The organism is Roseinatronobacter domitianus (genome assembly GCF_023336755.1).
Classification (GTDB): Bacteria; Pseudomonadota; Alphaproteobacteria; order Rhodobacterales; family Rhodobacteraceae; genus Roseinatronobacter; species Roseinatronobacter domitianus.
In genome coordinates this window covers 93,011-118,156 of the sequence record NZ_JALZWP010000004.1, presented here as the reverse complement: position 1 = coordinate 118,156, position 25,146 = coordinate 93,011, and the positions used below count along the sequence as shown (strand labels likewise).

The window sequence follows — 25,146 nt, the reverse complement described above, 5'->3', positions numbered from 1 at the left end:
CTGTCACCGGTATTGGCGCACGTCCGCTCATGTTGGCGTCGCCAGCAGCGCCATGTAGAACCCGTCGATCCCGCCTTGCTCTGGCCAGTAATCGGGCCGGGTGCGGATTGGGCCGTCGGGGCTTTGCCAGTCGGTCGGCACGCCATCCATGGGCCGGGCGACAAGTCGCACGCCGGGATGGCGTTGAAGTGCGGCCGCGATCTGGTCCTCGCCTTCGGACGGGAGCAGCGAGCAGGTGCAATAGACCACCTCTCCGCCGGGTTTGACCATGCCGCTTGCCGGGTCCAGAACCCGGTCGAGCAATCGCGCTTGCTGGTCGCGCAACGCGCGCAGCCCGTCACGGGTTTTCAACAGCGGCAATTCGGGGTGCCGGCGGATGGTGCCGGTGGCCGAACATGGCGCATCCAGAAGCACCGCATCAAAGGGGGTGTCAGGCGTCCATGTCAGCGCATCGGCGCAGATGATCTCTGCGTCCAGCCGCGTGCGGGCAAGATTCGCGCGCAGGCGCGACAGCCTTGGCCCCGACAGGTCCAGCGCGGTCACATCCGCGCCCATCGCCGCCAGTTGCATGGTCTTGCCGCCGGGGGCGGCGCACAGGTCCAGCACGCGGTGATGCCCCGACAGCCACCGCGCGGGCAGGGCGCTGGCGGCATCCTGCACCCAGAACGCGCCCTCCGCGTAACCCGGTAGCGCACTGACCTGTTGCCCGGCGGGCAGACGTCGCGTGCCGGTGGGCAAGGTTTGGCCGTCCAATCCGTCTGGGCAGGGGCCATGCAGGCTGATATCCAAGGGCGGCGTAATCTCATGCGCGGCCTCTATCGCGACGGTCACGCCATTGCCGTAAGCGTTCTGCAAAGCGCCGCGCAACCAACCGGGCAGGCGGGGCGCGGGGGCGTTGGCCCAAGTGTCGGGCAGCCCGTCAGCCACGCGGCGCAACACCGCATTGCCAAGGCCTGCAAATTTTGGCGCGACCCGGTTCAGCAGCCCGACCGTGTCATTTATGACCCCATGCGCTGGCGCGTCCATTGCTCCCATCTCGACCACCGCCAAGCGCAAGGCCCAAAGCACAATGTCGGGCGGGGTTTTGCGCAAGGGCGCGCGCAACAGGTGATCGGCGCGGCCATGGTGGCGAAAACAGGCCATGGCCAACCGTGCCGCGCGGGCTTGGCCCTCTGGTGGCAGGGCGGTGAAAGGGCGCGGCTGCACCTCTGCCAAGCTGCGCGCTTCGGTCACAACCGCCATGACAAGCGCATGGGCAGCGGCGCGGGGGGCATGCGAGGGCAGGGTATCGCTCATGTTTTCTTGTCCTTTTGTGCGGCTGCGGTATATCAGGCAAGACGCCATGACAAGCAGAGCGACCATGACTGACCAACCAGAAACCCCCGAAGACGAAGCCACCCGCCGCGCCCGGCTACCCGAAGCCGCCCGCCGCGCCTTGGCGGAAGCCGACGCGCGCCGCGCCGCGGAAACGGCGGTTGAGATGCCGCGCGAATTGGGCGGGCGCAAAGGCCCCGAACCTGTGCGCTATGGCGACTGGGAAAAGAAGGGCATCGCAATAGATTTCTAAGCGCGGTGTAACATTTGCGGGTGGTTTGGCGTATACCAAGGCAACAGACAGCAACCGGAGCCGCCGACATGACGCCCTTGCACCGCCTGATTGTGACATGTGCCACTGTTCTTGCTTTGGGTGGTAGCGCCCAAGCTGACCCGTCGCGCTGGCAGGCAGAATGGTCACGCACCGATTTCAATCGCTCCAGCGTGGAGTTTGCCGAGATCCTGTCAGGTGGTCCGCCCAAGGACGGCATACCAGCCATTGACGCGCCCGAATTTCTGCCCGCCGCAGACGAAACCCGTCTGTCTGCGCGGGAACCCGTGCTGACCTATGCGCCCGAAGGTGCCCCGGCCCGTGCCTATCCCGTCCGATACCTGATGTGGCACGAAATCGTGAATGATGTTGTCGCGGGGCGCCCCATTGCCGTGACCTTCTGCCCCTTGTGCAACACTGGCATGGTGTTTGACGCGACCATTAACGGGGTGGCCCACAGCTTTGGCGTGTCGGGCAAGCTGCGCCATTCCGATATGATTATGTATGACCGCGCGACCGAAAGCTGGTGGCAACAGGCGACGGCAACTGCAATTGTGGGGCAGATGATGGGCATGCAACTGACCCAGCTTCCGGCATGGATGGAAAGCTGGGAGCGTTTTCGCGCCGAACACCCGGACGGTCTGGTGATGGATGAGCCCGACGCGCCACGTCGCTATGGCTCGAACCCGTATGCGGCCTATGACACGTCGGACCGTCCCTTTCTCTATCGCGGCGAAGACCCGCCGCATGGTATTCATCCGCTTGCACGCGTGGTCCGCGTCGGCGACCGCGCGTGGCCACTGGACCGCTTGCGCGAAGCCGGCGCGTTGCGCGAAGGGGGCGTGGTGCTGACCTGGCGCGCTGGCCAAGCCTCGGCGCTGGACAGCCGCGAAATTGGCGCGGGGCGCGAGGTTGGCAATGTCCGCGTAACCGATACGCAAGGCCGCCCAGCGGTGCATGACATTCCCTTTGCATTTGCCTTTCATGCGTTCCACCCGGAGGGGCGATGGATGCTGGGGGAATGATATGATCCGGCACATCGTCCTGACCCGGTTCAAACCAGACGTGTCAGAGGCAGAGATCACCGCTCTTTATGCCGAACTGTCGGCCGTAATCGCAAAGCACCCCGGCGCGCGCGGCTTCATATCGGGGCGCTCGGCCAGCCCGGAACAGATGGAGCAGGGCTATCATCATGGGTTCACGATTGATTTCGATGATTGGGCGGCGCTTGAAGCCTATGCCAAAGACCCGGCCCACCGGGCTTTGGGGGCGCGTCTTGTGGGTAGCGCCATTGCGGGGCGCGATGGGCTGATCGTGTTGGATATTGCGATGTAGCGGGGTGGTTTGCGGTGCAATCTGCCCGCTGCCCAGATGCGGCGTATGTCCGAACCTTGGCCGACAGCCCCAGCACCGCTTCGCGCCATATCCACGACGTCACCGCACCCTTGCATGCGGCGTTTCAGGTTTGCAGCCCTCTTACGCAGGCGGGTGGTCTGCTTGCGCCAGTCAACGGCGATGCCGCGGCGCCACTCTTCCCGTCATAGGCTCGCTGTAGTCCAAGCGGTCATTGGTCTCCGCAGCGCGGTTTCGTGAAGCCAGCCTAAATGCCCTTCCAACGTCAGGAAACCGGCACCACGATTCCCTTGTCGCGTGCCAGCGTTCGCATCCGCGCTTGCAGCTTTTCAAATGCGCGGACTTCAATCTGCCGAATACGCTCGCGTGACACGTCGTAGCGTTGCGACAGGTCTTCCAGTGTGACAGGGTCTTCGCTCAGGCGCCGTTGGGTCAGCACGTCGCGCTCGCGTTCGTTCAGCGCGTCCATCGCTTCCGTCAGCAATTCGCGGCGCAGGTCCAATTCGTCGCGCTCGGCATAATCTTCGGCTTGGTTGGCGCTTTCGTCTTCCAGCCAGTCTTGCCAGCTTGCGGTGCCCTCCTCGGACCCGACGGTCGCGTTCAGCGACGAATCCCCGCCCGACAGGCGCCGGTTCATCGAGATGACTTCGGCTTCCGTCACGTTCAGGTCATTTGCGATGCGCGCCACATTTTCGGGCCGCATATCGCCATCTTCCAACGCGCCGATCTTGTTCTTCGCCTTGCGCAGGTTGAAAAACAGCTTCTTTTGCGCGCTGGTCGTGCCCAGTTTGACCAAGGACCAAGACCGCAGGATATATTCCTGAATACTGGCGCGAATCCACCACATGGCATAGGTGGCCAGCCGAAACCCTTTTTCCGGGTCAAACCGTTTGACCGCCTGCATCAGCCCGACATTCGCTTCGGAAATCACCTCTGCCTGGGGCAGGCCATAACCCCGATAGCCCATGGCGATCTTCGCGGCCAGTCGCAGGTGGCTGGTGACAAGTTGGTGAGCCGCATCCGTATCCTGATGGTCCACCCAACGTTTCGCCAGCATGTATTCCTGTTCGGGTTCCAGCATCGGGAAGCGCCGGATTTCCTGTAAATAACGGTTTAAACCCTGTTCGGGGCTTGGTGCCGGTAGGTTTGCGTAACTGGCCATGCGGACCCTCCTGTCAGGCATGCAGATAACCGCAGGCGCCTACAGCTTCAAGTATTGCAACAAACCGTAACGAAAGCGTTAAGACCTCAGGCGTCGGGCAGGGTCGCGATCAGGTCTTGCATATCTGCTGGCAAAGGCGCGTGAAATTCCAGCATGTCGCCCGTATCGGGGTGTTCGAAACCCAAGGTTTCGGCATGAAGCGCCTGCCGCGAAAACCCGCCGACAGCCGCCACGGCAGCGGGGCTCAGCGCGGCCTCTGACAGTTTGCGCCGTCCGCCATAGACCGGGTCGCCGACCAGCCCATGCCCCGCATGCGCCAGATGCACCCTGATCTGATGCGTGCGCCCGGTTTCCAGCCAGCATTCCAGCAAAGACAGCGCGGGTGGCGTGCCATAGGCCTCCAGCACCCGCGCGCGTGTTACCGCGTGCCGCCCGTTCGACCAGACGACCGCCTGCCGCTGTCGGTCGGTCCGGTGCCGCGCCAGTTGCGAGGTGATCTTCAGGATGTTCCCGGCCTCGAAACTGGCCCCGCGCACGCCGCGCAACCGCGGATCGCCCGCATCGGGCAGGCCGTGCACCAGCGCCATGTACCGCCGCATCACACTGTGGCGCTCGAATTGCGCAGCCAGATGATGATGCGCATGGTCCGACTTTGCCACCACCAGCAGGCCGGATGTGTCCTTGTCTATCCGGTGCACAATGCCGGGCCGCTTTTCCCCGCCAATACCCGACAGGCTCTCGGCGCAATGATGTAGCAGTGCGTTTACCAACGTTCGGTCCGGCGATCCGGGGGCAGGATGCACCACCATGCCCGCCGGTTTGTTAACCACGATCAGCGCGTCATCCTCATACACGACATCCAGAGCAATGTCCTGCGCGACGGTCTCGACCTCTGCCGCGGCTTCTACACGCAACACCAGAACATCCCCCTCGGCCACCTTGGCGCGCGGATCCGTCAGCACCGCGCCGTCGCGCCACACGCAGCCCTCGGCGATCATCCGCATCAGGCGCGAGCGTGACAGCGTCGCTTCCTCTGGAACATCGCGCGCCAAGGCTTTATCAAGCCGTGCAGGCGGGTCCGCCGCGATCACAACCCGCAATTCGGTGAAAGGTGCCTGCGCCATGTCCATGCCCCCAGAGGGTCTCCCAGAAGATCAAGACGCTGCCATGCCTCCCGATGTCCGCTTCGTCAAGCGCTTGGTGGTCATTCTGACGACGGTTATGATCGCGGGTCTGGTGCTGATCGTGGGGCTTTTGGTGCTGCGCATTACCCAAGCGCCCCCAGCTTTGACCATGCCCGACAGCATCGACCTGCCTGCGGGCATCACCCCAAACGCCGTGACCCTGGCCCCCGATTGGGTGCTGGTGTTGGCCCAGGATGAAATCCTGCTTTTCGATCGGGCAACCGGCGCGCTCTCGCACCGGATCGCGCTGCCCTGATATTTTCATCTTGCCTTAAATACTCACTGTTGGACCATAAACCATCCGCGCAACGGCAGCATTGCAGCGGGGCGCGTGCCATTCTACCATTGCCAGTCATAAATTCCGGAGGACCCGATGAGCCGCACCATCACCCAGACCATTGGCGACGCGCAGGTCAGCATCATCACCGATGGCGCCACGACCTTCACACCCGATCTGTTCCCAGAAACTGACGCGGCGCAGATCGGCGCGCTTCTGGCCGAAGCGGGGGTCGAGCAGATTGAAACCAACTTCAACGCCGTCCTCATCCGCATGAACGGGCGCACCATTCTGGCCGATGCCGGGCCGCGCGACCTGTTCGGGCCGACCTGCGGGCATTTGGCCGAAGGGCTGGCGGAACTGGGCGTGGCACCCGAAGACGTGGACACGCTGGTCGCCACGCACCTGCACCCCGACCATGTGGCGGGGATGATTACGGCCGACGGGGCTGCGGTCTTTCCCAATGCGACGCTTCATGTCACCGATGCCGACCGCGCCTTCTGGTCCGATGACGCGCATTTCCAGCGCGCGCTGTCGGGGATTGCCGATTGGGCGAAACTGGCGCAGGCGGTGCTGGCGGCGTATGACGACCGGCTTGTGATGGCGCGGGACGGGTCCGAAGTCGCGCCGGGCCTGAGTTTCATGGACCTGCCGGGCCACACGCCGGGGCATGCGGGCTGGCGGTTGGAGTCGCGCGGCGAGACGCTGATCCACGCGGGCGACATCATCCACGCCCCGGCGCTGCAACTGGCGGACCCGGATGTGGCGATTTCCTTTGATATCGACATGAACACCGCGCGCGACACCCGCCGGCACCTGCTGGAAGAGATCTACGCAGATCGCGCGCTGTTCACCGGCGGCCACTTCCTGTCGCCGGCGTTTAACCGCCTGAAGCGCGAAGGGATCGGGTTCAAGCTGGTGCCGGGGGTGTGATTTATTGCATAACAGAGCGCCAGTGCCGTCGCGGGCGGTGGCGCTGCTGACGGTGGGGGTGGGCACTTTATGGCAGCCAAACCCCTCCCCAGAGGATCGGTGCGCCAAGGCCAACCAAAGCGCCGCCGCGCTGGGCCGCGACGACGCTGGCGCGGCGGGCTACGCCCTTGATTCCGCGCTAGACCTAAGATTTTCTGTTTCGTATAATCAGGGTTTGAAAAGTCTAAAATTGATTGGATAAAAGATGCCCTATAATGCAAGTGTTTTTTCAGTAATGATCGCATCCCCTAGCGATGTTGCCAAGGAAAGAATGCTAATTAGAGAAACAATCCATGAATGGAACGATATTAATGCAAAAGCTGCAAAATCTGTTTTTCTACCAGTTGGGTGGGAGACACATTCTGCACCTGATTTAGGCGGGCGACCTCAAGACATAATAAACAAAAACGTCCTAAAGCATTGCGATTTCTTGATTGGTGTTTTTTGGACCCGCTTGGGAACTCCAACTGGTGAATTTGAAAGTGGAACTGTCGAGGAGATCAACGTCATATATCTGATGGCAAGCCCGCGATGGTCTATTTTTCCACAGCTCCTGTAGCTCCGGAGAGCTTGGATCCAAATCAGTATCAATCTGTTAAAAAATTTAAGGAGTGGTGTTACGGGGAGGGGTTGGTTGAAGCTTACGACAACATTCAAGATTTTGCAGAAAAATTCAGACGGCAATTCCAAATAAGGGTCAGGGATCAGATAGGAAACTCTAATGGCGATTTTTTGAGACTAGATATTAGTTCCTTACTGACTTTACCAGATTCTTACGATCCAGTTGAGAACAGGTTGTCGGAGGAGGCGAAAAGGCTGTTAATTGAAGCCGCAAAAGATCCAAGCGGGACAATAATGAGCATACGGTTTCTCGGTGGGCAAGCTATACAAACCAATGGCATAAACTTCATCGAGTCAAGCGACCGAAGATCAGCAGCTCGTTGGGAAGCTGCCCTTGATCAAGCCGTAGAAGAAGGATTAGTTATCGCTCGTGGCTATAAAAATGAAATGTTTGAAATTACCTCTAAGGGTTATGATGTGGTAGACCGACTGCTTCAGGCATTGCCTTGAATAGCTCAATACGTTTGAATGTTGGTTATTCTAGAAAATTAGCTTCTGTATTTTGTATTTCCAATGCAGGGCAGGTAACTTTTTTAGGCAGAAAAATCCCCATCTTGTGACATTCCGCCCCTCGCATATGTCCCCCCATCCGCGTAAGCAGGGGCAAAGACAAGGGGCCACAGATGCAGCCAGACTTCCCGATCACCCGCGACATTCTGCTAATCGGCGGCGGTCATTGCCATGCGCTGGTCCTGCGGCAATGGGGCATGAAACCCATGGCGGGCGTGCGTCTGCGGGTTATCAACCCCAGCCCCATCGCGCCTTATACCGGCATGCTCCCCGGGGCCATCGCGGGCCATTACACCATCGACCAAATCATGATCGACCTAGTTCGCCTGTGTCGCTTCGCGGGGGCAGAGGTGATCCTGGACCGCGCCGTGGGCCTCGACCCCGTGGCGAAAACCGTTGCGCTGGCCTCTGGGCGTAGTGTGGCCTTCGATATCGCGTCCATAGATATCGGCATCACCTCCGACCTGCCGCAGACCGAAGGCTTCACCGACCACGGCGTCAGCGCCAAGCCGCTGGGAGGTTACGCCGCAAAGTGGGAGGCGTTCCTGCAAACCGCGCCCGAAGCGCCCAACCTTGTCATCATCGGCGGCGGCGTGGGCGGGGTGGAACTGGCGCTCGCGCAGGCCTACCGCATGCAGCAGACCGGACGCCGCCCCACCATAACGGTCGTGGACCGCAACGCGCAGCCCTTGGGCAATATGGGACCAAAGGCGCGCGCGGGGATGGTGGACGCCATGCGCCGCTACGGCGTGGACCTGCATCTGAACGCGCACCCGGTGCGGATATTGGCCGATGCGGTCGAATTGAGCGACGGCACGCGCCTGCCCTCGGATTTCACGCTGTCGGTGGCCGGATCGCGCCCGCAAGACTGGCTGCAAGATACCGGGCTGGACCTGCATCAGGGGTTCATCACGGTCGGGCCAACGCTCGAATCCTCCGCCCGCGATATCTTTGCGGTCGGCGATTGCGCGCATCTCAGCCATGCGCCGCGCCCGAAATCCGGCGTCTACGCGGTGCGTGAGGCGCCCTATCTGTTCCACAACCTGCGCGCACGGGCGGCAGGCGCGCCCTTGCGCCGCTACCAACCGCAGCGCGATTACTTGAAATTGGCGTCTTTGGGCGACAAGCGCGCCTTGGCCGAGAAGTTCGGGCTGCGCAGCGGGGGCGCGTGGTTGTGGTGGTTGAAAGACAATATTGACGAACGCTTCATGGCGAAGTTCCGGGATTACCCCGCCATGTCCGCACCCAAACTGCCGGAACTGCGCCCGCGCGATCTGGGGGCGGTGATGGGCGCAAAGCCGATGTGTGGCGGTTGCGGGTCCAAGCTGCCCTCGGGCGCGCTAGGGCGGGCGCTGGCCGTTTTGCCCGGTGCCGACCCTGACAAAACCCCCGGTGATGACGCAGCCATCTTGCGCGGGCCAGATGGCGCGCAGGTTCTGTCAACGGACCATTTGCGCGGTTTTGTCAGCGATCCGTGGTTAATGGGGCAACTGGCTGCCATTCATAGCTTGGGCGATGTCTGGGCGATGGGGGCGGTTCCGCAACTGGCGCTGGCGCAGATCATTCTGCCGCGCGCCTCTGATGTTGTGGGCGAACGCTTTCTGGCCGATATTCTGGACGGTGCGCAATCGGTGTTCGGCCCGGCAGGGGCCACGTTGGGCGGCGGGCATACGACATATGGCGCAGAGATGGTCGTGGGCTTTACCGTGACCGGAACCTGCGCGCAGCCCGTGCCGAAACGCGGGGCGCGGGAGGGGGATGTGCTGATCCTGACCAAGCCCTTGGGCACCGGGATTATCCTTGCCGCCGAGATGCAGATGATCCGCCCCAGATCTGGCTTGCTTGGGCCGATCTGGCGCGATTGTCTTGCCAGCATGGCGCGCCCCATGGTGGCTGATGCCGCGATCTTGACCCCGGTTGCGCGTGCCATGAGCGATGTTACGGGCTTTGGGCTGGCCGGGCACTTGTGCGAAATGCTGGGCGAGGGGCTGACCGCCACGCTGGACCATGCCGCGCTGCCGGTGCTCGATGGCGCCGAGGGGCTGGCGGGGCAGGGCGTGGCCTCGACCCTTGCGCCTGCGAACCGCGCTGCCTTGCGCCCCGAATGGCACGGGCCGCGCGAAGATCTGCTGGTCGACCCGCAAACCTGCGGCGGGTTGCTGGCGGCGGTGTCCCCCGCCCAAGCAGACGCCACCTTAGCAGACCTACGCGCGGCGGGCATTCCGGCCAGCATCATAGGGCGGGTTGAAGGTGATCCAGCATGACGCGCCGCAAAGCCAGCGCAGGTGGTTGGGTTAAACGCCTGTGGCAGCGCGCACCAGTGCTGACGCTTGTCACCGGGGGCGCGGCTTTGCTGGTGCTGATCTTTGCTTTGCGCCTGTCGCTTGCGGTCTGGCACTGGAACGCTGCGCCCACCGATCCGGAACTGGCGGGCTGGATGACCCCGCGTTTTGTGGCGCATTCTTGGGACGTGCCGCCAACCGTCGTCTTGCAGGCTTTGGCGCTGGCGTCGGATGGATCGGGCCGCCGTATGACGCTGGACGACTTGGCGCAGACGCGCAGCACACCGCTTCCCGTGTTGTTGGATCATTTGCAGGCCAGGATTGACGCGCATCGGGAAGGGCTCGGGCCGTGACGGAAACGCTGTTCGCGCTCGTGTCCAGCTACGGGCTGTGGGTGGTCGCGGCCTCGGCCTTCTTGTCTTGCCTTGCGCTGCCGATCCCGACCTCGGCGGTCATGCTTGGGGCCGGTGCTTTTGCCGCCTCGGGCGATTTCGTGTTGTGGCATGTGCTGGCCATCGCTTGGGGCGCGGCGGTGCTGGGCGACCAGACCGGGTTCCAGATCGGGCGCTGGGGCGGGCCGCTTTTGCTGGAGCGATTGTCGCGCAGCTCTTCGCGCGCGCGGCTGATCGCGCGGGCACGGGCCACAGTGCGCCAGCATGGCAGTATTGGTGTGTTCCTGTCGACATGGCTGCTCGCGCCGCTTGGTCCTTGGGTGAACCTGATTGCCGGGGCGGCGCGCTTGCCGCGCGGACGCTTTACGTTTTGGGACGCTTTGGGCGAAGCGATCTGGGTCGTGATCTATGTCGGGCTGGGCTATGCTTTTGCCGCGCGGCTTGACGCCTTGACCAAGATTGTCGCGGAATGGTCAGGGCTGGTCTTCGCGCTGGGCCTGGGTCTGGGCACGGCGGCGGTGTTGGTGCAGCGGATACGGCGGCGTTACCCCACGCAGTAAAGATCGCCTTGCGCGCGCAAGGCCGGTCAGCCCATCGCGTAGCCCGCACCGCGCACGGTGCGGATCGGGTCTTCGCCGCCTTGGGACAGCAGCGTCTTTCGCAGGCGGCCGACATGCACATCGACCGTGCGTGTGTCGATATAGATGTCGCGCCCCCAGACGCGGTCCAGCAGCGCCTCGCGCGTCCAGACCTTGCCGGGCCGCTCCATCAGCGCGCCCAGCAGGCGAAACTCGGTCGGGCCAAGGTGCAGCACCTGCTCGCCGCGCGTAACCCGGTAGCTGTCCGGGTCCAGCCGGATATCGCCCACTTCCAGCGCCTGGCCCGCAGAGGTCGGGCGCAGCCTGCGCAGATTGGCGCGCACCCGAGCAATCAGTTCGGCCACCGAATAGGGTTTCACGATGTAATCATCCGCCCCGGTTTCCAGCCCCCGCACGCGGTCGGCTTCTTCTGACCGGGCTGATACCATAATTATCGCGGCATCCCGCCCCGCCGCCGTCGCTTTCAACTGGCGGCAGACTTCCAGCCCCGACAAGCGCGGCAGCATCCAGTCCAGCAACACGATGTCCGGCCCCTGTTCGGCCACCGCAAGAAGCGCTTCGTCCCCATCCTTGGCGGTTGCGACCCGGAACCCGGCCGCCTTCAGGTTGTAGCTAAGAAGGGCAAGCTGTGCCAGTTCGTCATCAACGATCAGCACCAGCGGCGTGTCTGCGTCGGCCATTTATGTCAGTCCCTGGGTGCGGCAATCGTCGCGGTGGAATGTCCCTTGTCGCGCTTTATGCCGGTTTTGCCTTCGGTCACGAAAATGATGTTTTCCGCGCCATGCGTGACCAGATCGCCCATGCGTTCTATGTTCTTGGCAATGAACACGTAATGCAGGCAGGGCGTGATATTGCGCGGGTCTTCCATCATATGGGTGATGAATTCGCGGAACAGCGCGTTGGTCATGTCGTCAACTTCTATGTCGCGGGTGATGACATCGCGGGCGAGATCGGCATCGCCGCGCGCGAAGGCGTCCAGCATATCGGTCAGCATCTGTCCGACCAGCCGGGCTTGGCGGCGTAGCGCACCTGCGGCCCCTTCGATCATCGGGCTGGCGGCCAGAACCGGCACGCGCTTGGCCATGTTCTTGGCGTAGTCGCCCAACCGTTCCAGATCACCCGCCGTTTTCATCACGGCGACCGCCGTGCGCAAATCGCCCGCTTGCGGCTGGCGCAGGGCCAAAAGGCGCACAACCTGATTGTTGATCTCTTCCTCGGCGGCGTCGATCGCCTTGTCGCCATCCACCACGACTTGGGCCAATTCCTCGTCGCGGCTTTCCAGCGCGCGGGCGGCGTCAAGGATCGCAGCTTCGACCTGACCGCCCATTTGCAAGACGCTCAGGTTGATGGTTTCGAGATCCTTGTCGAAGGCAGAGGCGATATGCGGTTCCATGTAAAGTGTCCTTTTGCGTGGTGCTGCTGTAACGCCTTGATATGACGTTTGCGTGACAGGTGTCAGCTTAGCGGCAGAATGGTCTCGAATGTAGAGCCTTCGCCGGGACGGCTGCGAATTATCAGCCGTCCGCGATGGCGCCCCAGAATGTGTTTGACGATGGCCAGCCCCAGCCCCGTGCCGCCGCTTTGACGCGAGCGGGCGCGGTCTGCGCGGTAGAAGCGTTCGGTCAGGCGGGGAATATGAATGGGGTCAATTCCCTCGCCATGGTCGCGGATACCAAGGCGCAGGGCAGGGCCATCCAGCCCCGGCAGGCGTGGCACGATCACGCCGGTGATCTCTATTGCGCCGCCATCGGCCCCATATTTCAGGGCGTTTTCGACCAGGTTGTGATAGACTTGCACAAGCTGATCGTAATCACCCGGCACCGGAGGCAGATTGTCTGGAAGGTCACAGGTCACGCGCAGCCCGGCCTGTTCGATCTGCGGACGCAAAGCCGCAAGGGTGGCATGCAGGACCATGTCAATGGCGACCGGGTCGCGCGGGCGGATGCGGGCGCTTGCTTCGACCCGCGACAGCGACAGCAGGTCGGCCACCAGCCCGGTCATACGTTCGGTTTCGGCCTGCATGATCGACAGAAACTCGGTGCGGGCCTGCGGGTCATCCGCCGCAGCCCCTTGTAACGTTTCAAGAAAACCGGCCAGAACTGTCAGGGGCGAGCGTAGCTCGTGGCTGACATTGGCCACAAAATCGCGGCGCTGCGCTTCGGCCGCTTCCAGTTCGGACGTGTCGCGTATGCTGACGACGAAGGTTTCGGCATCCATGCGCCGGGCGGTCACTTTCCAGTTGCGCTCGGCACTGGCGTCAGAGGTGGCATAGGCGGCCGCCCCTTCTTCTGCGCCCGCAATCATGCGTTCCAGCATGGCGGTCACGTCCGGTTGGCGCAGCAAGGCGCGAAGCTGCGCCCCCATGATCCGCTTGCCGAGCAGCTCCACCGCAGCGGTATTTGCATTTTCGACAGTGCCATCGCGCCGAACCACCAAAACCGGTTCGCTAAAGGCTTCTAGCAGGGCGGTGAAGGCTGTTGGCGACATGACTGCGATCTTCTTGGGCGCGGCCTAAGCAGGCACGCGGAGCGACGAAAGAATGCCCTGACAAGGTGTCCGGGCGGCAACCGGGCGTGAGCTTTGCGAGATATGCAACTGTTTGGTGAATGTTTGTAACAAAATCATGACAAACCTTGCGAATGGTGGCCTTGCCGAAGCGTTTGTCCCTGCGGGGGGCGTGGCGTGTAAGGTGCGGGTCTGGTCGCGGGCAGCGTGCCAGATGCCTCAATTTCAGGCGCGTGGTGCTGTTTTCTCGCGCGGATGGAAAACACCGCGCATCGGCATTTACAACATGATAGCAGTATTAAACACTGCAAGTTGCGGGGGGTGTCGCTGCCGACCCGCATGTTTCGGACAGAGGGGTTGGTTCATGAGCGATGGGGCGACATTCGATGAGATGTGGGGCCATGACGCGACGCTGCGCGATCCATATCGCGGCTTTCACGATTGGTTCGCCGAAGAAGACCCCGCAAGGCTGCGCGCCAAGCAGCGCGAGGCCGAAGAGATTTTCCGGCTGACCGGCATTACCTTCAATGTCTATGGCCGGGCAGAGGCCGAAGAACGCCTGATCCCCTTTGACATTATTCCGCGTATCATTTCCGGGCATGAGTGGAGCAAGTTGTCGCGCGGGATCGAGCAGCGGGTTCGCGCCATAAATGCCTTTCTTCACGACATTTATCATAACCGCGAGATCGTGAAAGCTGGCCGCTTGCCCGAATCTATGATCGCCGGAAATGAGGCCTATCTGCCGCAAATGATCGGCGTGCAGCCGCCGGGCGGGGTTTATACGCATATTGTCGGTATCGACCTTGTGCGCACCGGGCCGGGCGAATTTTTCGTGCTGGAGGATAACGCGCGGACGCCGTCCGGTGTCAGCTACATGCTGGAAAACCGCGAAACGATGTTGCAGATGTTCCCGGAGCTTTTCTCGCAAAACCGTGTGCGCCCAGTGCAGAATTACCCGCTGGATTTGCGCCGCTCGCTTGCGGCCTGCGCGCCGGGGGGCACATCTGGCAAGCCCGTGGTCGCGGTGCTGACGCCGGGTATTTTCAATTCTGCCTATTACGAGCACGCCTTCTTGGCCGATCAGATGGGGGTCGAACTGGTCGAGGGCCATGATCTGCGCGTCGTCGATGGCCGTGTCGCCATGCGCACCACGCGCGGCTATACGCCGGTTGATGTTCTGTATCGTCGGGTGGATGACGATTTCCTTGACCCGCTCAATTTCAACCCCGACAGCGCGCTGGGCATTCCCGGCATTATGGATGTGTATCGCGCAGGCGGCATTACCATTGCCAATGCGCCGGGCACCGGCATATCCGACGACAAGGCGATCTACAGCTACATGCCCGATATTGTCGAATTCTACACAGGCGAGCGGCCCCTGTTGCAAAATGTGCCGACATGGCGCTGTTCGCAGCCCGATGATCTGGCCTATGTGCTGGACAATCTGGCCGATCTGGTGGTGAAAGAAGTGCACGGCTCTGGTGGCTACGGCATGTTGATTGGGCCGACCGCCAGCAAGAAAGAGATTTCCGAATTCCGCCGCAAGCTGAAAGCGCGGCCCGGCAATTACATCGCGCAGCCCACGCTTAGCCTGTCGACCGTGCCGATCTTCGCGCGGTCCGGGCTTGCGCCGCGCCATGTCGATCTGCGCCCCTTCGTGCTGGTCAATCCGAACGGGGTGAAGATTACGCCGGGCGGGCTGACACGGGTGGCGCTGAAAAAAGGGTCTTTGGTGGTCAATTCCAGCCAAGGCGGGGGCACCAAGGACACTTGGGTGCTGGAGGAGTAACGCGATGCTTGGGAAAACCGCCGGTGGCCTGTTCTGGATGTATCGCTATCTGGAACGCGCCGAAAACACTGCCCGCCTGATCGAAGCAGGCCAGCGCATTGCCCTGACCCGGTTGGAAGCCGGCGATGCGGAATGGACATCCATCTTGCAATCAGCCGGGGTGAAAGGGGCATTCGACCGCGAAAACGATACCGTCACGCGCGACGCGGCGGTGGACTGGATGCTACGGTCGCGCGCAAACCCGTCTTCGGTGCTGTCCTGCATCGAATCCGCCCGGCACAACGCGCGGCTGGTGCGCACCGCACTGACCGGAGAGGTCTGGGCCGCAACCAACGCCGCCTATATGCGCATCCGCGAGAATCTGGCGCGCAAGGTCTCTGAGCGCGATCTGCCCGATGTGTTGCGCGAGATCCGGCAACATACGTCTTTGGTACGTGGCATGACGCATGGCACCATGCTGCGCAACGAAATCTATGATTTCGTGCGCCTTGGAACATTTCTGGAGCGCGCCGACAACACCGCCCGGATTCTAGATGTGAAATACTATGTGTTGTTGCCCTCTGTCAGTGCCGTGGGCACCTCGCTGGACAACGTGCAATGGGAGACGATCCTGCGCGCGGTGTCTGCGCGCGGGGGCTTTCGCATGGAATATGGCGCGGGCGGTGGCCCGGCAGAGATCACGGAGTTTCTGGTGCTGAACAAGCGGATGCCGCGATCGCTGGCCTTCTGCGTGGACAAGTTGCGCTCGAACCTTCACTATTTGCACAAGGGTATAGACGGGCAGTTGCCCTCGCTTGCGATGGTGGACCATCTGGAACGGCAATATCTGAGCCATGACATCGCTGCCGTGTTCGAATGCGGCTTGCATCAATTCATAGAGGAAATCCTTGGTCAACTGAGCCGGATCGCTCGGCAGGTCGAGATAGATTTCCGCTTCTACGAGTAAGCTCATGCGCCTGAAAATCGAACACCAGACGATCTATTCTTTCGAGACCCCGATCAGCTATGGTCTGCAACAACTGCGTAAAACGCCGAAATCGGTGCGGTTCCAGCACGTGTTGCATTGGCAGACCGTGGTGGATGGCGGGGTCAAGGAACTGAGTTTCGAAGATCATCACCACAATGTCGTCGAGCTGCTTAGTTTTGAACCCGGCACGCGAAAGCTGTCTGTAACCAGCCGAGGCGAGGTGGAGTTGTCGGACGATTCCGGCATTGTCGGTCCGCATAGAGGGCCAGTGCCTCTATGGCTCTACCTGCGTGAAACCCCGCGCACACTGGCACGCAGTGGCGTCCGGGCTTTGACGCGCGACATCGGGGCTGGTCCCGACCTTGCGGGGTTGCACGACCTGTCCGCTGGCATCCGCGAGCGCATTACCTTCGAGATCGGGGCATCCGAGCCAAGTTGGAGCGCCGAGGACGCCATCGAAGCCGGGCGCGGCGTGTGCCAGGACCACACGCATGTGTTCATCGCCTGCGCGCGGCGGTTGGGCGTGCCTGCGCGTTACGTTTCGGGCTACCTGATGCTGGACCAGCAAACCGCGCAAGACGCCATGCATGCTTGGGCCGAGGCGTATGTCGAGGGCTTGGGCTGGGTCGGTTTCGATGTGTCCAACGGCCAATCGCCCGACACCCGCTATGTTCGAATCGCAACAGGGCTGGACTACCGCGAGGCCGCACCTGTATCTGGGCGCTATGCGGGTGGCATGGGCGAGTCGTTATCGGTTCGCATAGATGTTGCCCAACAATAACAAAGGATAGCAACCGTGACCTATTGTGTGGGAATGGTGCTGGAGCGCGGTCTGGTCTTTATGTCCGACACGCGGACCAACGCGGGGTTGGATAACATCTCGACCTTCCGCAAGATGACGATCTGGGAAAACCCTGGCGAATGCGTCATCACGCTGATGTCGGCGGGCAATCTGGCCACCACGCAGGCGGTGGTCAGCTTGTTGGAAGAACGCGCCAAATCGCCGGATGAGCGCACCCCTGCGCTTCTGGGCGTGCCGTCCATGTTCCAGGCCGTGCGCATGGTGGCAGAGACTCTGCGCGAGGTGATCGGCCAGCATAGCAGCGGTGGCCTGCAATCGGAATCCGCGTTCAAGGCAACCTTGTTAGTGGGCGGACAGGTCAAGGGCAGCGCGCCGCGTCTGTTCATGGTGTATCCAGAAGGCAATTTCATCGAAGCCAGCGCCGACACCCCGTTTTTCCAGATTGGAGAGACGAAATATGGCCGTCCCATCCTCGTGCGCGCCTTCGATGCGGGCATGAGTTTTGAAGAGGTAATGAAGCTGCTTCTGGTCAGCTTCGATTCGACCGTGAAGGCCAATCTGAGCGTCGGCGCGCCCTTTGACTACCATTTCTATGCCGCAGACAGTTTCAGCACCGGGCGCACCGGGCGCATTGCCTTGGATGATCCGTATTTCCAATCGGTTTCGCAAGATTGGGGCGACAAGCTGAAAGCCGCGCTCGACAGCCTGCCGGATTACAGTTTCGACATGTGACGCGGAGAGCGCGTTCCGGGCGCAAAGAAAAACCCCCCGCAAGCGATTGCGAGGGGTTTTCAGGAAACGTGTCGCCTGCCTTAGCCCAGTAGACGGCGGGCGATGACCTGCGCCTGAATTTCGGCAGCTCCTTCAAAGATGTTCAGGATGCGCGCGTCGCACAGGATGCGGCTGATCTGGTATTCCAGCGCGAAACCGTTGCCACCATGAATTTGCAAGCCGTTATCTGCGCAAGCCCAGGCCACGCGGGCGCCCAGCAGTTTCGCCATGCCTGCTTCAACGTCGCAGCGGCGCTCGGCGTCTTTCTCGTTGGCGCTGTAATAGGTCAACTGGCGCGCGACCATGATTTCTACTGCCATCATCGCCAGCTTGGCTGCGACGCGGGGAAATTCGATCAGTGACTTGCCGAATTGCTTGCGATCTTCGGCATATTGCATCGACACTTCCAGCGCGTTTTGCGCCACGCCAATTGCGCGTGCCGCGGTCTGGATGCGCGCGGATTCGAAAGTCTGCATCAACTGCTTGAAGCCTTGGCCCTCGACACCGCCCAGCAGGTTCGCGCCGTCAACCTTGAAACCATCAAAGGCCAGTTCGTATTCTTTCATGCCGCGATAGCCTAGCACCTCGATCTCTCCGCCGGTCATGCCGGGGGTGGGGAAGGGGTGTTCGTCGGTGCCCGGCGTCTTTTCGGCCAGGAACATCGACAAGCCGCGATAATCTGTCGTGTCAGGCACGGTGCGCGCCAGAACGGTCATGACATGCGTGCGCGTGGCGTGGGTGATCCAGGTCTTGTTACCGGTGATTTCCCAGTCGTCGCCCGTCTTGACCGCGCGGGTGCGCAACGCGCCAAGATCCGACCCGGTGTTGGGTTCGGTGAACACGGCGGTCGGCAAAATCTCACCCGAGGACAGCTTGGGCAGCCAGTGCTCTTTTTGCTCTTGGGTGCCGCCGCAGATGACCAACTCGGCGGCAATCTCGGTGCGGGTGCCAAGGCTGCCCACGCCGATATAGCCACGCGACAATTCTTCCGACACAACAACCATCGAAGATTTCGGCATGCCCAAACCGCCGAACTCTTCCGGGATGGTCAGACCGAATACGCCCATTTCGGCCAGTTGCTCGATCACGTCCATCGGGATCAATTCGTCCTTCAGGTGCCATTCATGCGCGTGGGGCGCGATCTGTTCGTCCGAATAGCGGCGGAACTGGTCGCGGATCATTTCCAGTTCTTCATCCAGCCCGGTTGCGCCAAAGGTCGCGCGGCCATGGTTTTCGCGCATCAACTCAACCAGACGCATCCGCGCGGCATCGGTATTTCCGCTTTCACGCAAGCTGCGCACGGCTTCGGTCTGGAACTCGGACAGGTCAGCCCAATCCAGCCCCATATCAGCCATGCGCACGATTTCGGTTTGGTTCATCGGGATGCCGCCTGCGATCTGTTGCAGGTATTCCCCGAAGGCGATCTGGTGAATCAGGGCTTCCATCTCTCCGAAGCGGCCCTCGCCGTCCAGCTTGTCGGCCCAGGCCTGCATCTGGCGCAGGCTTTCGACATAGGTGGCCAGCCATGCCAAGCCATGTGCGGCATGTTGATCGGCTTCCAAAAGGGCACCGTCTACCTTGCCCGCAGGTGCGACTCGGCCGCGCACGGCTGCGGTGACCTTGTTCAGAACGGTCTCAGCCGGGGTGATGGCCGAACGTGTCAGTGCCAGCAGGTCGGGCAGCAGGGTGGTTGGCATCATCTGTCCATCATGGGGCATCGTCGCTCTCCGCGTTTGGTCGGAACAATATTTGCAGTTGCAGCATGACATAGAGCCTCTGCAACGCCAGAGCAAGAAAAATTCAATAAGGACGACAAAGCTTGCCGAAAATGTCGCACCGCGTTTCGGGCGTGCAGCCGGAATAGTTCACCTGTATAGCATACCCAAAAACGGGAAACACGTTTCATGTCTGCTTTTCTACCCGAAGCCCTGACGCCTGCTTTGCTGCTGGGTGCCATGCTCATCGCCTTCGCTGCGGGCTTGGTAAAGGGCGCGCTGGGTTTTGCGCTGCCGATGATTATGATCTCTGGTCTTGGCAGCCTGATGCCGGTTGATCTGGCCTTGGCCGGGCTGATCCTGCCCACGCTTGTCACCAATCTGTCGCAAGCATTGCGGCAAGGGTGGCCCGCGGCCTGGGGGTCTGTGCTTGCCCATTGGCGGATGTTGGCGGCGTTGGTCCTGTGCCTGCTGGCCAGCGCGCAACTGGTGCCCTTCGTCTCAGAGCCACTGCTGTTGGCGCTGTTGGGCGGCCCGATCTGCGCCTTTGCGCTGTCGCAGCTGGCCGGAAAGACATGGGTCGTTCCTGTTGCCAGACGTCGGCGCGGGCAGTGGCTTAGCGGCGCTATTGGCGGGCTTTATGGTGGAGTGTCGGGTGTCTGGGGGCCGCCGGTGATTGCCTATCTGATCGCGGTCGATACCGTGAAACGTGACATGGTGCGCATTTTGGGTGTGGTGTTTCTGGTCGGTGCGGTCGCCATGGTGGCCGGCCATGCGGCATCGGGCATCCTGACCGCGCGCAGCGTGACCTTTTCGGCGCTGCTCGTTGTGCCTGCGGTCTTGGGGCTTGCGCTGGGCTACCGTGTGCAAGACCGGTTGGATGCAGCGCGCTTCCGGCGTTGGACCCTTGTGATGATGGTGTTTCTGGGTCTGAATCTGTTGCGCCGTGCTTTTGGGGTTTAGCGTGTCCGGCGTGCCCGCGCAGAACCGGTTCACATGTTTGCGCGACACGTTTTAACGATGCTATTGCTGTCTGGCGAAAAGGCGCCCGCATGGTTGCGAGCGCCCTTTGTCGTATTCAGTCTGCTTCGACCCGTTCTGCGTTGGGTTCAAAACGCGGCTCACGCGGGGGGCGGCCGATCACATCGCGCAGTTCATCAAGTTCGATGAAATTGTCAGCCTGACGCCGCAATTCATCCGCGATCATTGGCGGTTGGCTGCGGATCGTGGACACGACCGAGACGCGAACGCCTTGGCGTTGCAGCGACTCGACCAATGGGCGGAAATCCCCATCGCCAGAGAACAGCACAGCATGGTCCAGCCGGGGCGCGAGTTCCATCGCGTCTACGGCCAGCTCGATATCCATGTTGCCTTTGACTTTCCGGCGACCCATGGAGTCTGTGTATTCCTTGGCAGCTTTCGTCACCATGCTGTAGCCGTTGTAATGCAGCCAATCGACCAGCGGGCGGATCGGAGAATATTCGTCGTTTTCCAACAACGCGGTATAGTAAAAGGCGCGCAGCAATTTTCCGCGACGCATGAATTCCTGCCGCAGCAGTTTGTAGTCGATATCGAACCCCAGCGCCTTACCGGCGGCATAGAGGTTTGAACCGTCTATAAAGAGCGCAAGACGCTCGTCCTTGTAAAACATGTTTACTTCCTTAAGGGTGGCGTGCCGAAACCCGTGCCTGCAAACTGCATGCACGACTCAACCGGGTGTTACAATTTGTCGTCGGGCACATTCATAGGGAGATTATCGTGACGAACGTGGCGGAATGCAATTCTGTCTTGGTGGCAATTGGGGCCAACCTGTCGGGGCAAATGGATAGCCCGAAAGGACAGGTTGTTGCGGCAGCCGCCCAGCTGGCGGACCATGATCTTCATATCATATCACGAAGCCATCTGTATAGCACAGCTTGTTTTCCGCGTGGGGCAGGGCCGGATTTCGTGAATGCGGCGGTCTTGTGCCGCACCGCGCTTTCCCCGAAAGCGGCGCTGGACAGGCTGCATAAGATCGAGGACCAGATGGGCCGACGGCGCCAGACGCGTTGGGGCGCGCGCGTGATCGACATGGACCTTCTGGGCTATGGCGCGCGGGTTTTGCCTGACCGCGCGGGCTATGAGCAATGGGCCGGGCTGGACGCTGCCGCGCAGTCAAGCCTTGCCCCGAAGGAATTGATCTTGCCGCATCCCCGCCTGCATGAGCGCGCTTTCGTGCTGGTGCCGTTGATGGATATCGCGCCGGACTGGGTGCATCCCGTTCTGGGCCAGAGCGTGCGCCAGATGCACGCCGCGCTCGACCCGGCCGAGTTGGAAGAAATCCACCGGCTGGTCGATTGATTCGGGCCTTGTATTATGTGTGCTACAGCAGTAGAAGGCCGGCTCTTGCCCTGATTGATATGGAGTGCACCGATGGCACGCGTAACCGTCGAAGATTGCGTTGACAAGGTTCCGAACCGCTTCGAACTGGTGGCCCTTGCCGCGCATCGTGCGCGCGAAATTGCCGCTGGCGCTGCCCTGTCCGTGGACCGCGACAACGACAAGAACCCGGTCGTCGCCCTGCGCGAGATCGAGGAAGAAACCCAAGGGGCCGATGATCTGCGCGAGCGGTTGATCGAAAGCCTTCAGACCCAGATCGAGGTCGATTTGCCGGAAGACGACGATATGTCGCTTCTGATGGGTGCCTCTTCGGATGATAAGCCGTCCGAGGGTGACATGAGCGAAGAGCAGATGCTGCGCGCGCTTATGGAAGTGCACAGCCAACAGAACGGGTAAGGCGCGCGCGCCTTGCCTGTTATGCCCCACCGTTTCGGGCCTGCCTCAAGAGGTGCCGGTGATCGCAGTTGATGACCTGATCGCCCTGATCCACAACTACAATCCTGGCTGTAATCAAGACCTTGTGCGCCGGGCCTGGGCCTATGGCGAGGCGATGCATGAAGGCCAGTTCCGTCATTCGGGCGAGCCGTATTTCACCCATCCCGTTGCGGTCGCTGCCATCCTGACCGAAATGCGGCTGGATGACGCCACTCTGGTCACGGCGCTGCTGCACGACACGATCGAAGACACCAAATCCACCTATTCAGAGGTGGAACGTCTGTTCGGCACGGAAATCGTGGAACTGGTCGACGGTGTCACCAAGCTGACCAACCTTCAGCTGTCCTCTTCCGAGGCCAAGCAAGCCGAGAACTTCCGCAAATTGCTGATCGCCATGTCGCGCGATTTGCGGGTGATTCTGGTCAAACTGGCCGACCGGTTGCACAATATGCGCACCATCCGGTCCATGCGTCCGGAAAAGCAGGCCCAGAAAGCGCGCGAGACGATGGACATCTACGCACCGCTCGCAGGCCGCATGGGCATGCAATGGATGCGCGAGGAGCTGGAAGACCTGTCTTTCCGCGTGCTGAACCCAGAGGCCCGCAATTCCATTCTGCGCCGTTTCATCACCTTGCAACGCGAAGCGGGCGATGTGGTCCACCGCATCAGCAACGACATCCGTTCGGAACTGGACCGCGCGGCTGTCGAGGCCGATGTCTATGGCCGCGCCAAGAAACCCTATTCAATCTGGCGCAAGATGCAGGAGAAGGATCTCGCCTTCTCGCGGCTGTCAGATATTTACGGGTTTCGCATCATCACCGGTGACGTGGCCGAATGCTACAAGGTGCTTGGGATCATGCACCAACGCTGGCGCGCGGTTCCGGGGCGGTTCAAGGACTATATCAGCCAGCCGAAATCGAACGGCTACCGCTCTATTCACACCACCGTGTCAGGGCGGGATGGCAAACGTGTTGAAATCCAGATCCGCACGCGCGAGATGCACGAAGTGGCCGAAGCGGGCGTTGCCGCGCATTGGGCCTACCGTGATGGTGCGCGTTCGGAAAACCCCTTCGCGGTCGATCCGGCCCGCTGGGTTGCCACACTGACCGAAGGCTTGCAGAACGAGGAAGACCACGGCGCCTTCCTTGAACATGTCAAGCTGGAGATGTATTCGGACCAGGTCTTCTGTTTTTCACCCAAGGGCGATGTGATCCAACTGCCGCGCGGGGCGACGCCGCTGGATTTTGCCTATGCGATCCATACGCGCATCGGGGATAAATGCGTATCTGCCAAGGTGGACGGGTTGCGCGTGCCGCTGTGGACCCGGCTGCGCAACGGGCAATCGGTGGTCATTATTACCGCCGAAGGGCAGCGCCCGCAGGCAAGCTGGATCGACCTTGTGGTGACGGGACGGGCGAAATCCGCGATCCGCAGATCGTTGCGTGACGAGGATCGCGAGCGGTTCGTGCGCCTCGGCACCGAACTGTTGCGTGCCGCTTTCGCCGCCATCGGGCGCGAGATGAGCGCCAAGGCCATTGCCACCGCTGCGCGTATGCTGGGGATCGGTTCGGAAAACGAATTGCGCGCGCAGGTCGGGGCGGCAGAGATCAGCGCGCGCAAGGTTGTTGGCGCGCTCTATCCCGAAGGCGTGCCGGTCGAACCCGAAGTGGACGCCACGCGCCCGGTCATGGGCTTGGCGGCAGACCAGTCTTTTCGCCGCGCCGCCTGTTGTCAGCCGCTGCCGGGCGAGCGGATCGTGGGTATCACCTATCGTGGCAAGGGCGTGGTCGCCCACAGCATGGATTGCGAGGCGCTGGCTGAATTCGATGAGCAGCCCGACCGCTGGATCGAGTTGCGCTGGCAGGACGGCACCCACCCCCCGGTCTATGAGGTCATGCTGGAACTCACGATTTCCAACGATGCCGGGGTGCTGGGGCGCGCCTGTAGCTTGATCGGAGAGCATAAGGCAAATATCTCTGACCTGCGGTTTCTGGACCGCAAACCCGATTTCTTCCTGTTGCGCGTGATGGTCCAATTGCGGGGTGTTTCGCATTTGCATCAGGTCATGACCGCGTTAGAGGCGGAAACGGCGGTTGCGCAAATCGCCAGAGTGCGCGATCCTTCGCAACGTCCGTAACGCGCTCGCGCATAAGACGTGCTTCCAAGGTATTCCGGTGGTTTTCAGACGACGCAGCCCTCGCTCTCTTCTTCAGTGGCTGAAGAACCTGGCTTACCCGGACGGGGGCTGGCAGCGCGCTGGTAGCTATGTATGGCACCGGCTGCGTCGCCTTCCCGACAGCCCCGAGCGGATTGCAAAGGGAATCGCGGCGGGTGTGTTTATCAGCTTTACCCCCTTGTTCGGCTTTCACTTCGTTGCCGCCGCCAGCATAGCTTGGGTGTTGCGCGGGAATGTCCTTGCGGCGCTGCTGGGCACATTTTTTGGCAATCCTTTCACGTTTCCGCTGATTTTGGTCAGCGCTATGGAAACCGGCAGCCTTATCCTTGGGAAGGGGCACATGCTCAGTCCACGCGGGGTGGTTGGCAGCATCAAGGGCATGTGGCAGGAAGTCGGGCAGAACGCCTACGCCATCTTCACGCCGGACCCGATTATATGGGACCAGACCAAACTTTTCTTCGGCGAAGTGTTCCTGCCATATATGCTGGGCGGAAGCCTTGTCGGGAGCGTTGTTGCGGTGGCCATGTATTTCGTGTCTTTGCCGATTATCCGAGCCTATCGCATTCGGCGGGCGCGCAAATTGCAAAAGCGGTTCGAACGCGCGCGGGCTGCCAGCCGGAAGACGGACCAGCGCAATTGATGCAGGGCCATTGAGTTTACCGCGCCGGGG

The 25,146-nt window shown here is 61.4% G+C and carries 27 protein-coding genes; 19 read left to right on the top strand and 8 right to left on the bottom strand.

Translation table 11 applies throughout. The features are described from left to right. Positions 1-27: 27 nt before the first annotated feature. The gene (locus M3N55_RS06015; protein ID WP_249057401.1) at positions 28-1,296 is read right to left on the bottom strand and encodes an RsmB/NOP family class I SAM-dependent RNA methyltransferase; all 1,269 of its coding nucleotides are present in this window, start codon (positions 1,294-1,296) and stop codon (positions 28-30) included. 64 nt (positions 1,297-1,360) lie between these two features. On the opposite strand from M3N55_RS06015, the gene M3N55_RS06010 reads away from it, so the two are divergent. The 3 genes from M3N55_RS06010 (at position 1,361) to M3N55_RS06000 (ending at position 2,920) form a co-directional block, all read left to right on the top strand. Then, the gene (locus tag M3N55_RS06010; protein ID WP_249057399.1) at positions 1,361-1,567 is read left to right on the top strand and encodes a DUF1674 domain-containing protein; all 207 of its coding nucleotides are present in this window, start codon (positions 1,361-1,363) and stop codon (positions 1,565-1,567) included. A 68-nt stretch (positions 1,568-1,635) separates the two neighbouring features. Then, on the top strand, positions 1,636-2,610 hold the full coding sequence (locus M3N55_RS06005) for a DUF3179 domain-containing protein (RefSeq protein ID WP_249057397.1): 975 nt from the start codon (positions 1,636-1,638) through the stop codon (positions 2,608-2,610). Position 2,611: 1 nt separating this feature from the next. Next, the gene (locus M3N55_RS06000) at positions 2,612-2,920 is read left to right on the top strand and encodes a Dabb family protein (protein ID WP_249057393.1); all 309 of its coding nucleotides are present in this window, start codon (positions 2,612-2,614) and stop codon (positions 2,918-2,920) included. Positions 2,921-3,203: 283 nt separating this feature from the next. On the opposite strand, the gene rpoH is transcribed toward M3N55_RS06000, so the two are convergent. After that, positions 3,204-4,100, bottom strand: coding sequence for an RNA polymerase sigma factor RpoH (gene rpoH, locus M3N55_RS05995; RefSeq protein WP_249057387.1), 897 nt, complete (start codon positions 4,098-4,100; stop codon positions 3,204-3,206). An 86-nt stretch (positions 4,101-4,186) separates the two neighbouring features. After that, on the bottom strand, positions 4,187-5,224 hold the full coding sequence (locus M3N55_RS05990) for an RluA family pseudouridine synthase (protein WP_249057385.1): 1,038 nt from the start codon (positions 5,222-5,224) through the stop codon (positions 4,187-4,189). Between M3N55_RS05990 and M3N55_RS05985 the strand changes: the two genes are divergently transcribed. From M3N55_RS05985 to M3N55_RS05955, 7 genes are all read left to right on the top strand, one after another. Continuing rightward, on the top strand, positions 5,223-5,540 hold the full coding sequence (locus M3N55_RS05985) for a DUF6476 family protein (protein WP_249057383.1): 318 nt from the start codon (positions 5,223-5,225) through the stop codon (positions 5,538-5,540). The two genes, M3N55_RS05990 and M3N55_RS05985, sit on opposite strands and share 2 nt — an antisense overlap. A 117-nt stretch (positions 5,541-5,657) precedes the next feature. Continuing rightward, on the top strand, positions 5,658-6,494 hold the full coding sequence (locus tag M3N55_RS05980) for an MBL fold metallo-hydrolase (protein ID WP_249057381.1): 837 nt from the start codon (positions 5,658-5,660) through the stop codon (positions 6,492-6,494). A gap of 244 nt (positions 6,495-6,738) precedes the next feature. Further along, positions 6,739-7,092, top strand: a complete 354-nt coding sequence (locus M3N55_RS05975) for a DUF4062 domain-containing protein (protein ID WP_249057379.1) — start codon at positions 6,739-6,741, stop codon at positions 7,090-7,092. Then, positions 7,065-7,604, top strand: coding sequence for a hypothetical protein (locus M3N55_RS05970; RefSeq protein ID WP_249057377.1), 540 nt, complete (start codon positions 7,065-7,067; stop codon positions 7,602-7,604). Before M3N55_RS05975 ends, M3N55_RS05970 begins: the two co-directional genes overlap by 28 nt. A 173-nt stretch (positions 7,605-7,777) precedes the next feature. Then, positions 7,778-9,928 (top strand): selenide, water dikinase SelD, encoded by a 2,151-nt coding sequence (gene selD / locus M3N55_RS05965; RefSeq protein WP_249057375.1) that lies wholly within the window; start codon positions 7,778-7,780, stop codon positions 9,926-9,928. Then, positions 9,925-10,299, top strand: coding sequence for a hypothetical protein (locus M3N55_RS05960; RefSeq protein ID WP_249057373.1), 375 nt, complete (start codon positions 9,925-9,927; stop codon positions 10,297-10,299). Before selD ends, M3N55_RS05960 begins: the two co-directional genes overlap by 4 nt. Continuing rightward, complete coding sequence (locus M3N55_RS05955; protein ID WP_249057372.1) at positions 10,296-10,898, top strand: DedA family protein; 603 nt, start codon at positions 10,296-10,298, stop codon at positions 10,896-10,898. The genes M3N55_RS05960 and M3N55_RS05955 overlap by 4 nt, the downstream gene beginning before the upstream one ends. 26 nt (positions 10,899-10,924) lie before the next feature. Here M3N55_RS05955 and phoB read toward each other — a convergent pair whose 3' ends face one another. From phoB to M3N55_RS05940, 3 genes are all read right to left on the bottom strand, one after another. Beyond that, the gene (gene phoB, locus M3N55_RS05950; protein ID WP_249057370.1) at positions 10,925-11,617 is read right to left on the bottom strand and encodes a phosphate regulon transcriptional regulator PhoB; all 693 of its coding nucleotides are present in this window, start codon (positions 11,615-11,617) and stop codon (positions 10,925-10,927) included. A gap of 5 nt (positions 11,618-11,622) precedes the next feature. Beyond that, positions 11,623-12,330 (bottom strand): phosphate signaling complex protein PhoU, encoded by a 708-nt coding sequence (gene phoU / locus M3N55_RS05945; RefSeq protein WP_249057367.1) that lies wholly within the window; start codon positions 12,328-12,330, stop codon positions 11,623-11,625. 62 nt (positions 12,331-12,392) lie between these two features. Beyond that, positions 12,393-13,424 carry an ATP-binding protein gene (locus M3N55_RS05940; protein ID WP_249057365.1) on the bottom strand — a complete coding sequence of 344 codons (1,032 nt, stop codon included), beginning with the start codon at positions 13,422-13,424 and terminating at the stop codon, positions 12,393-12,395. A 382-nt stretch (positions 13,425-13,806) separates the two neighbouring features. Between M3N55_RS05940 and M3N55_RS05935 the strand changes: the two genes are divergently transcribed. Genes M3N55_RS05935 through M3N55_RS05920 form a run of 4 tightly spaced genes read left to right on the top strand, consistent with a single transcriptional unit; the run spans position 13,807 to position 17,732 of the window. Further along, positions 13,807-15,231, top strand: coding sequence for a circularly permuted type 2 ATP-grasp protein (locus M3N55_RS05935; protein WP_249057363.1), 1,425 nt, complete (start codon positions 13,807-13,809; stop codon positions 15,229-15,231). Positions 15,232-15,235: 4 nt separating this feature from the next. Continuing rightward, on the top strand, positions 15,236-16,177 hold the full coding sequence (locus tag M3N55_RS05930) for an alpha-E domain-containing protein (RefSeq protein WP_249057361.1): 942 nt from the start codon (positions 15,236-15,238) through the stop codon (positions 16,175-16,177). Between the two features lie 4 nt (positions 16,178-16,181). Next, a complete protein-coding gene (locus M3N55_RS05925; RefSeq protein WP_249057359.1) occupies positions 16,182-16,979 on the top strand; it encodes a transglutaminase family protein in 798 nt (265 codons plus the stop codon). Positions 16,980-17,012: 33 nt separating this feature from the next. Then, positions 17,013-17,732, top strand: a complete 720-nt coding sequence (locus tag M3N55_RS05920) for a proteasome-type protease (RefSeq protein ID WP_249057579.1) — start codon at positions 17,013-17,015, stop codon at positions 17,730-17,732. 80 nt (positions 17,733-17,812) lie between these two features. On the opposite strand, the gene M3N55_RS05915 is transcribed toward M3N55_RS05920, so the two are convergent. Beyond that, positions 17,813-19,489, bottom strand: a complete 1,677-nt coding sequence (locus M3N55_RS05915) for an acyl-CoA dehydrogenase family protein (protein WP_249057357.1) — start codon at positions 19,487-19,489, stop codon at positions 17,813-17,815. A gap of 186 nt (positions 19,490-19,675) precedes the next feature. Between M3N55_RS05915 and M3N55_RS05910 the strand changes: the two genes are divergently transcribed. Then, positions 19,676-20,449: a sulfite exporter TauE/SafE family protein gene (locus M3N55_RS05910; RefSeq protein ID WP_249057355.1), complete on the top strand. Its 774-nt coding sequence runs from the start codon at positions 19,676-19,678 to the stop codon at positions 20,447-20,449. Positions 20,450-20,564: 115 nt separating this feature from the next. Here M3N55_RS05910 and M3N55_RS05905 read toward each other — a convergent pair whose 3' ends face one another. Further along, positions 20,565-21,137, bottom strand: a complete 573-nt coding sequence (locus M3N55_RS05905; protein ID WP_249057352.1) for a LabA-like NYN domain-containing protein — start codon at positions 21,135-21,137, stop codon at positions 20,565-20,567. Positions 21,138-21,244: 107 nt separating this feature from the next. Here M3N55_RS05905 and folK point away from each other — a divergent pair, with 107 nt between their 5' ends. The 4 genes from folK to M3N55_RS05885 all read left to right on the top strand — a co-directional run bounded on the left by folK (position 21,245) and on the right by M3N55_RS05885 (position 25,116). Continuing rightward, the gene (folK, locus tag M3N55_RS05900) at positions 21,245-21,826 is read left to right on the top strand and encodes a 2-amino-4-hydroxy-6-hydroxymethyldihydropteridine diphosphokinase (RefSeq protein WP_249057349.1); all 582 of its coding nucleotides are present in this window, start codon (positions 21,245-21,247) and stop codon (positions 21,824-21,826) included. A gap of 72 nt (positions 21,827-21,898) precedes the next feature. Further along, positions 21,899-22,261 (top strand): DNA-directed RNA polymerase subunit omega, encoded by a 363-nt coding sequence (rpoZ, locus tag M3N55_RS05895; RefSeq protein WP_249057347.1) that lies wholly within the window; start codon positions 21,899-21,901, stop codon positions 22,259-22,261. 58 nt (positions 22,262-22,319) lie between these two features. Beyond that, the gene (locus M3N55_RS05890) at positions 22,320-24,437 is read left to right on the top strand and encodes a RelA/SpoT family protein (protein ID WP_249057345.1); all 2,118 of its coding nucleotides are present in this window, start codon (positions 22,320-22,322) and stop codon (positions 24,435-24,437) included. A gap of 37 nt (positions 24,438-24,474) precedes the next feature. Continuing rightward, complete coding sequence (locus M3N55_RS05885; protein ID WP_249057343.1) at positions 24,475-25,116, top strand: DUF2062 domain-containing protein; 642 nt, start codon at positions 24,475-24,477, stop codon at positions 25,114-25,116. Positions 25,117-25,146 lie beyond the last annotated feature (30 nt).

Bases quoted from the DNA above. Each gene is read 5' to 3' on its own strand.
- M3N55_RS06015 (WP_249057401.1), bottom strand. From the start codon at position 1,296: ATGAGCGATACCCTGCCCTCGCATGCCCCCCGCGCCGCTGCCCATGCG.
- M3N55_RS06010 (WP_249057399.1), top strand. From the start codon at position 1,361: ATGACTGACCAACCAGAAACCCCCGAAGACGAAGCCACCCGCCGCGCC.
- M3N55_RS06005 (WP_249057397.1), top strand. From the start codon at position 1,636: ATGACGCCCTTGCACCGCCTGATTGTGACATGTGCCACTGTTCTTGCT.
- M3N55_RS06000 (WP_249057393.1), top strand. From the start codon at position 2,612: ATGATCCGGCACATCGTCCTGACCCGGTTCAAACCAGACGTGTCAGAG.
- rpoH (WP_249057387.1), bottom strand. From the start codon at position 4,100: ATGGCCAGTTACGCAAACCTACCGGCACCAAGCCCCGAACAGGGTTTA.
- M3N55_RS05985 (WP_249057383.1), top strand. From the start codon at position 5,223: ATGTCCATGCCCCCAGAGGGTCTCCCAGAAGATCAAGACGCTGCCATG.
- M3N55_RS05990 (WP_249057385.1), bottom strand. From the start codon at position 5,224: ATGGCGCAGGCACCTTTCACCGAATTGCGGGTTGTGATCGCGGCGGAC.
- M3N55_RS05980 (WP_249057381.1), top strand. From the start codon at position 5,658: ATGAGCCGCACCATCACCCAGACCATTGGCGACGCGCAGGTCAGCATC.
- M3N55_RS05975 (WP_249057379.1), top strand. From the start codon at position 6,739: ATGCCCTATAATGCAAGTGTTTTTTCAGTAATGATCGCATCCCCTAGC.
- M3N55_RS05970 (WP_249057377.1), top strand. From the start codon at position 7,065: ATGGTCTATTTTTCCACAGCTCCTGTAGCTCCGGAGAGCTTGGATCCA.
- selD (WP_249057375.1), top strand. From the start codon at position 7,778: ATGCAGCCAGACTTCCCGATCACCCGCGACATTCTGCTAATCGGCGGC.
- M3N55_RS05960 (WP_249057373.1), top strand. From the start codon at position 9,925: ATGACGCGCCGCAAAGCCAGCGCAGGTGGTTGGGTTAAACGCCTGTGG.
- phoB (WP_249057370.1), bottom strand. From the start codon at position 11,617: ATGGCCGACGCAGACACGCCGCTGGTGCTGATCGTTGATGACGAACTG.
- phoU (WP_249057367.1), bottom strand. From the start codon at position 12,330: ATGGAACCGCATATCGCCTCTGCCTTCGACAAGGATCTCGAAACCATC.
- M3N55_RS05940 (WP_249057365.1), bottom strand. From the start codon at position 13,424: ATGTCGCCAACAGCCTTCACCGCCCTGCTAGAAGCCTTTAGCGAACCG.
- M3N55_RS05935 (WP_249057363.1), top strand. From the start codon at position 13,807: ATGAGCGATGGGGCGACATTCGATGAGATGTGGGGCCATGACGCGACG.
- M3N55_RS05930 (WP_249057361.1), top strand. From the start codon at position 15,236: ATGCTTGGGAAAACCGCCGGTGGCCTGTTCTGGATGTATCGCTATCTG.
- M3N55_RS05925 (WP_249057359.1), top strand. From the start codon at position 16,182: ATGCGCCTGAAAATCGAACACCAGACGATCTATTCTTTCGAGACCCCG.
- M3N55_RS05920 (WP_249057579.1), top strand. From the start codon at position 17,013: ATGGTGCTGGAGCGCGGTCTGGTCTTTATGTCCGACACGCGGACCAAC.
- M3N55_RS05915 (WP_249057357.1), bottom strand. From the start codon at position 19,489: ATGCCCCATGATGGACAGATGATGCCAACCACCCTGCTGCCCGACCTG.
- M3N55_RS05910 (WP_249057355.1), top strand. From the start codon at position 19,676: ATGTCTGCTTTTCTACCCGAAGCCCTGACGCCTGCTTTGCTGCTGGGT.
- M3N55_RS05905 (WP_249057352.1), bottom strand. From the start codon at position 21,137: ATGTTTTACAAGGACGAGCGTCTTGCGCTCTTTATAGACGGTTCAAAC.
- rpoZ (WP_249057347.1), top strand. From the start codon at position 21,899: ATGGCACGCGTAACCGTCGAAGATTGCGTTGACAAGGTTCCGAACCGC.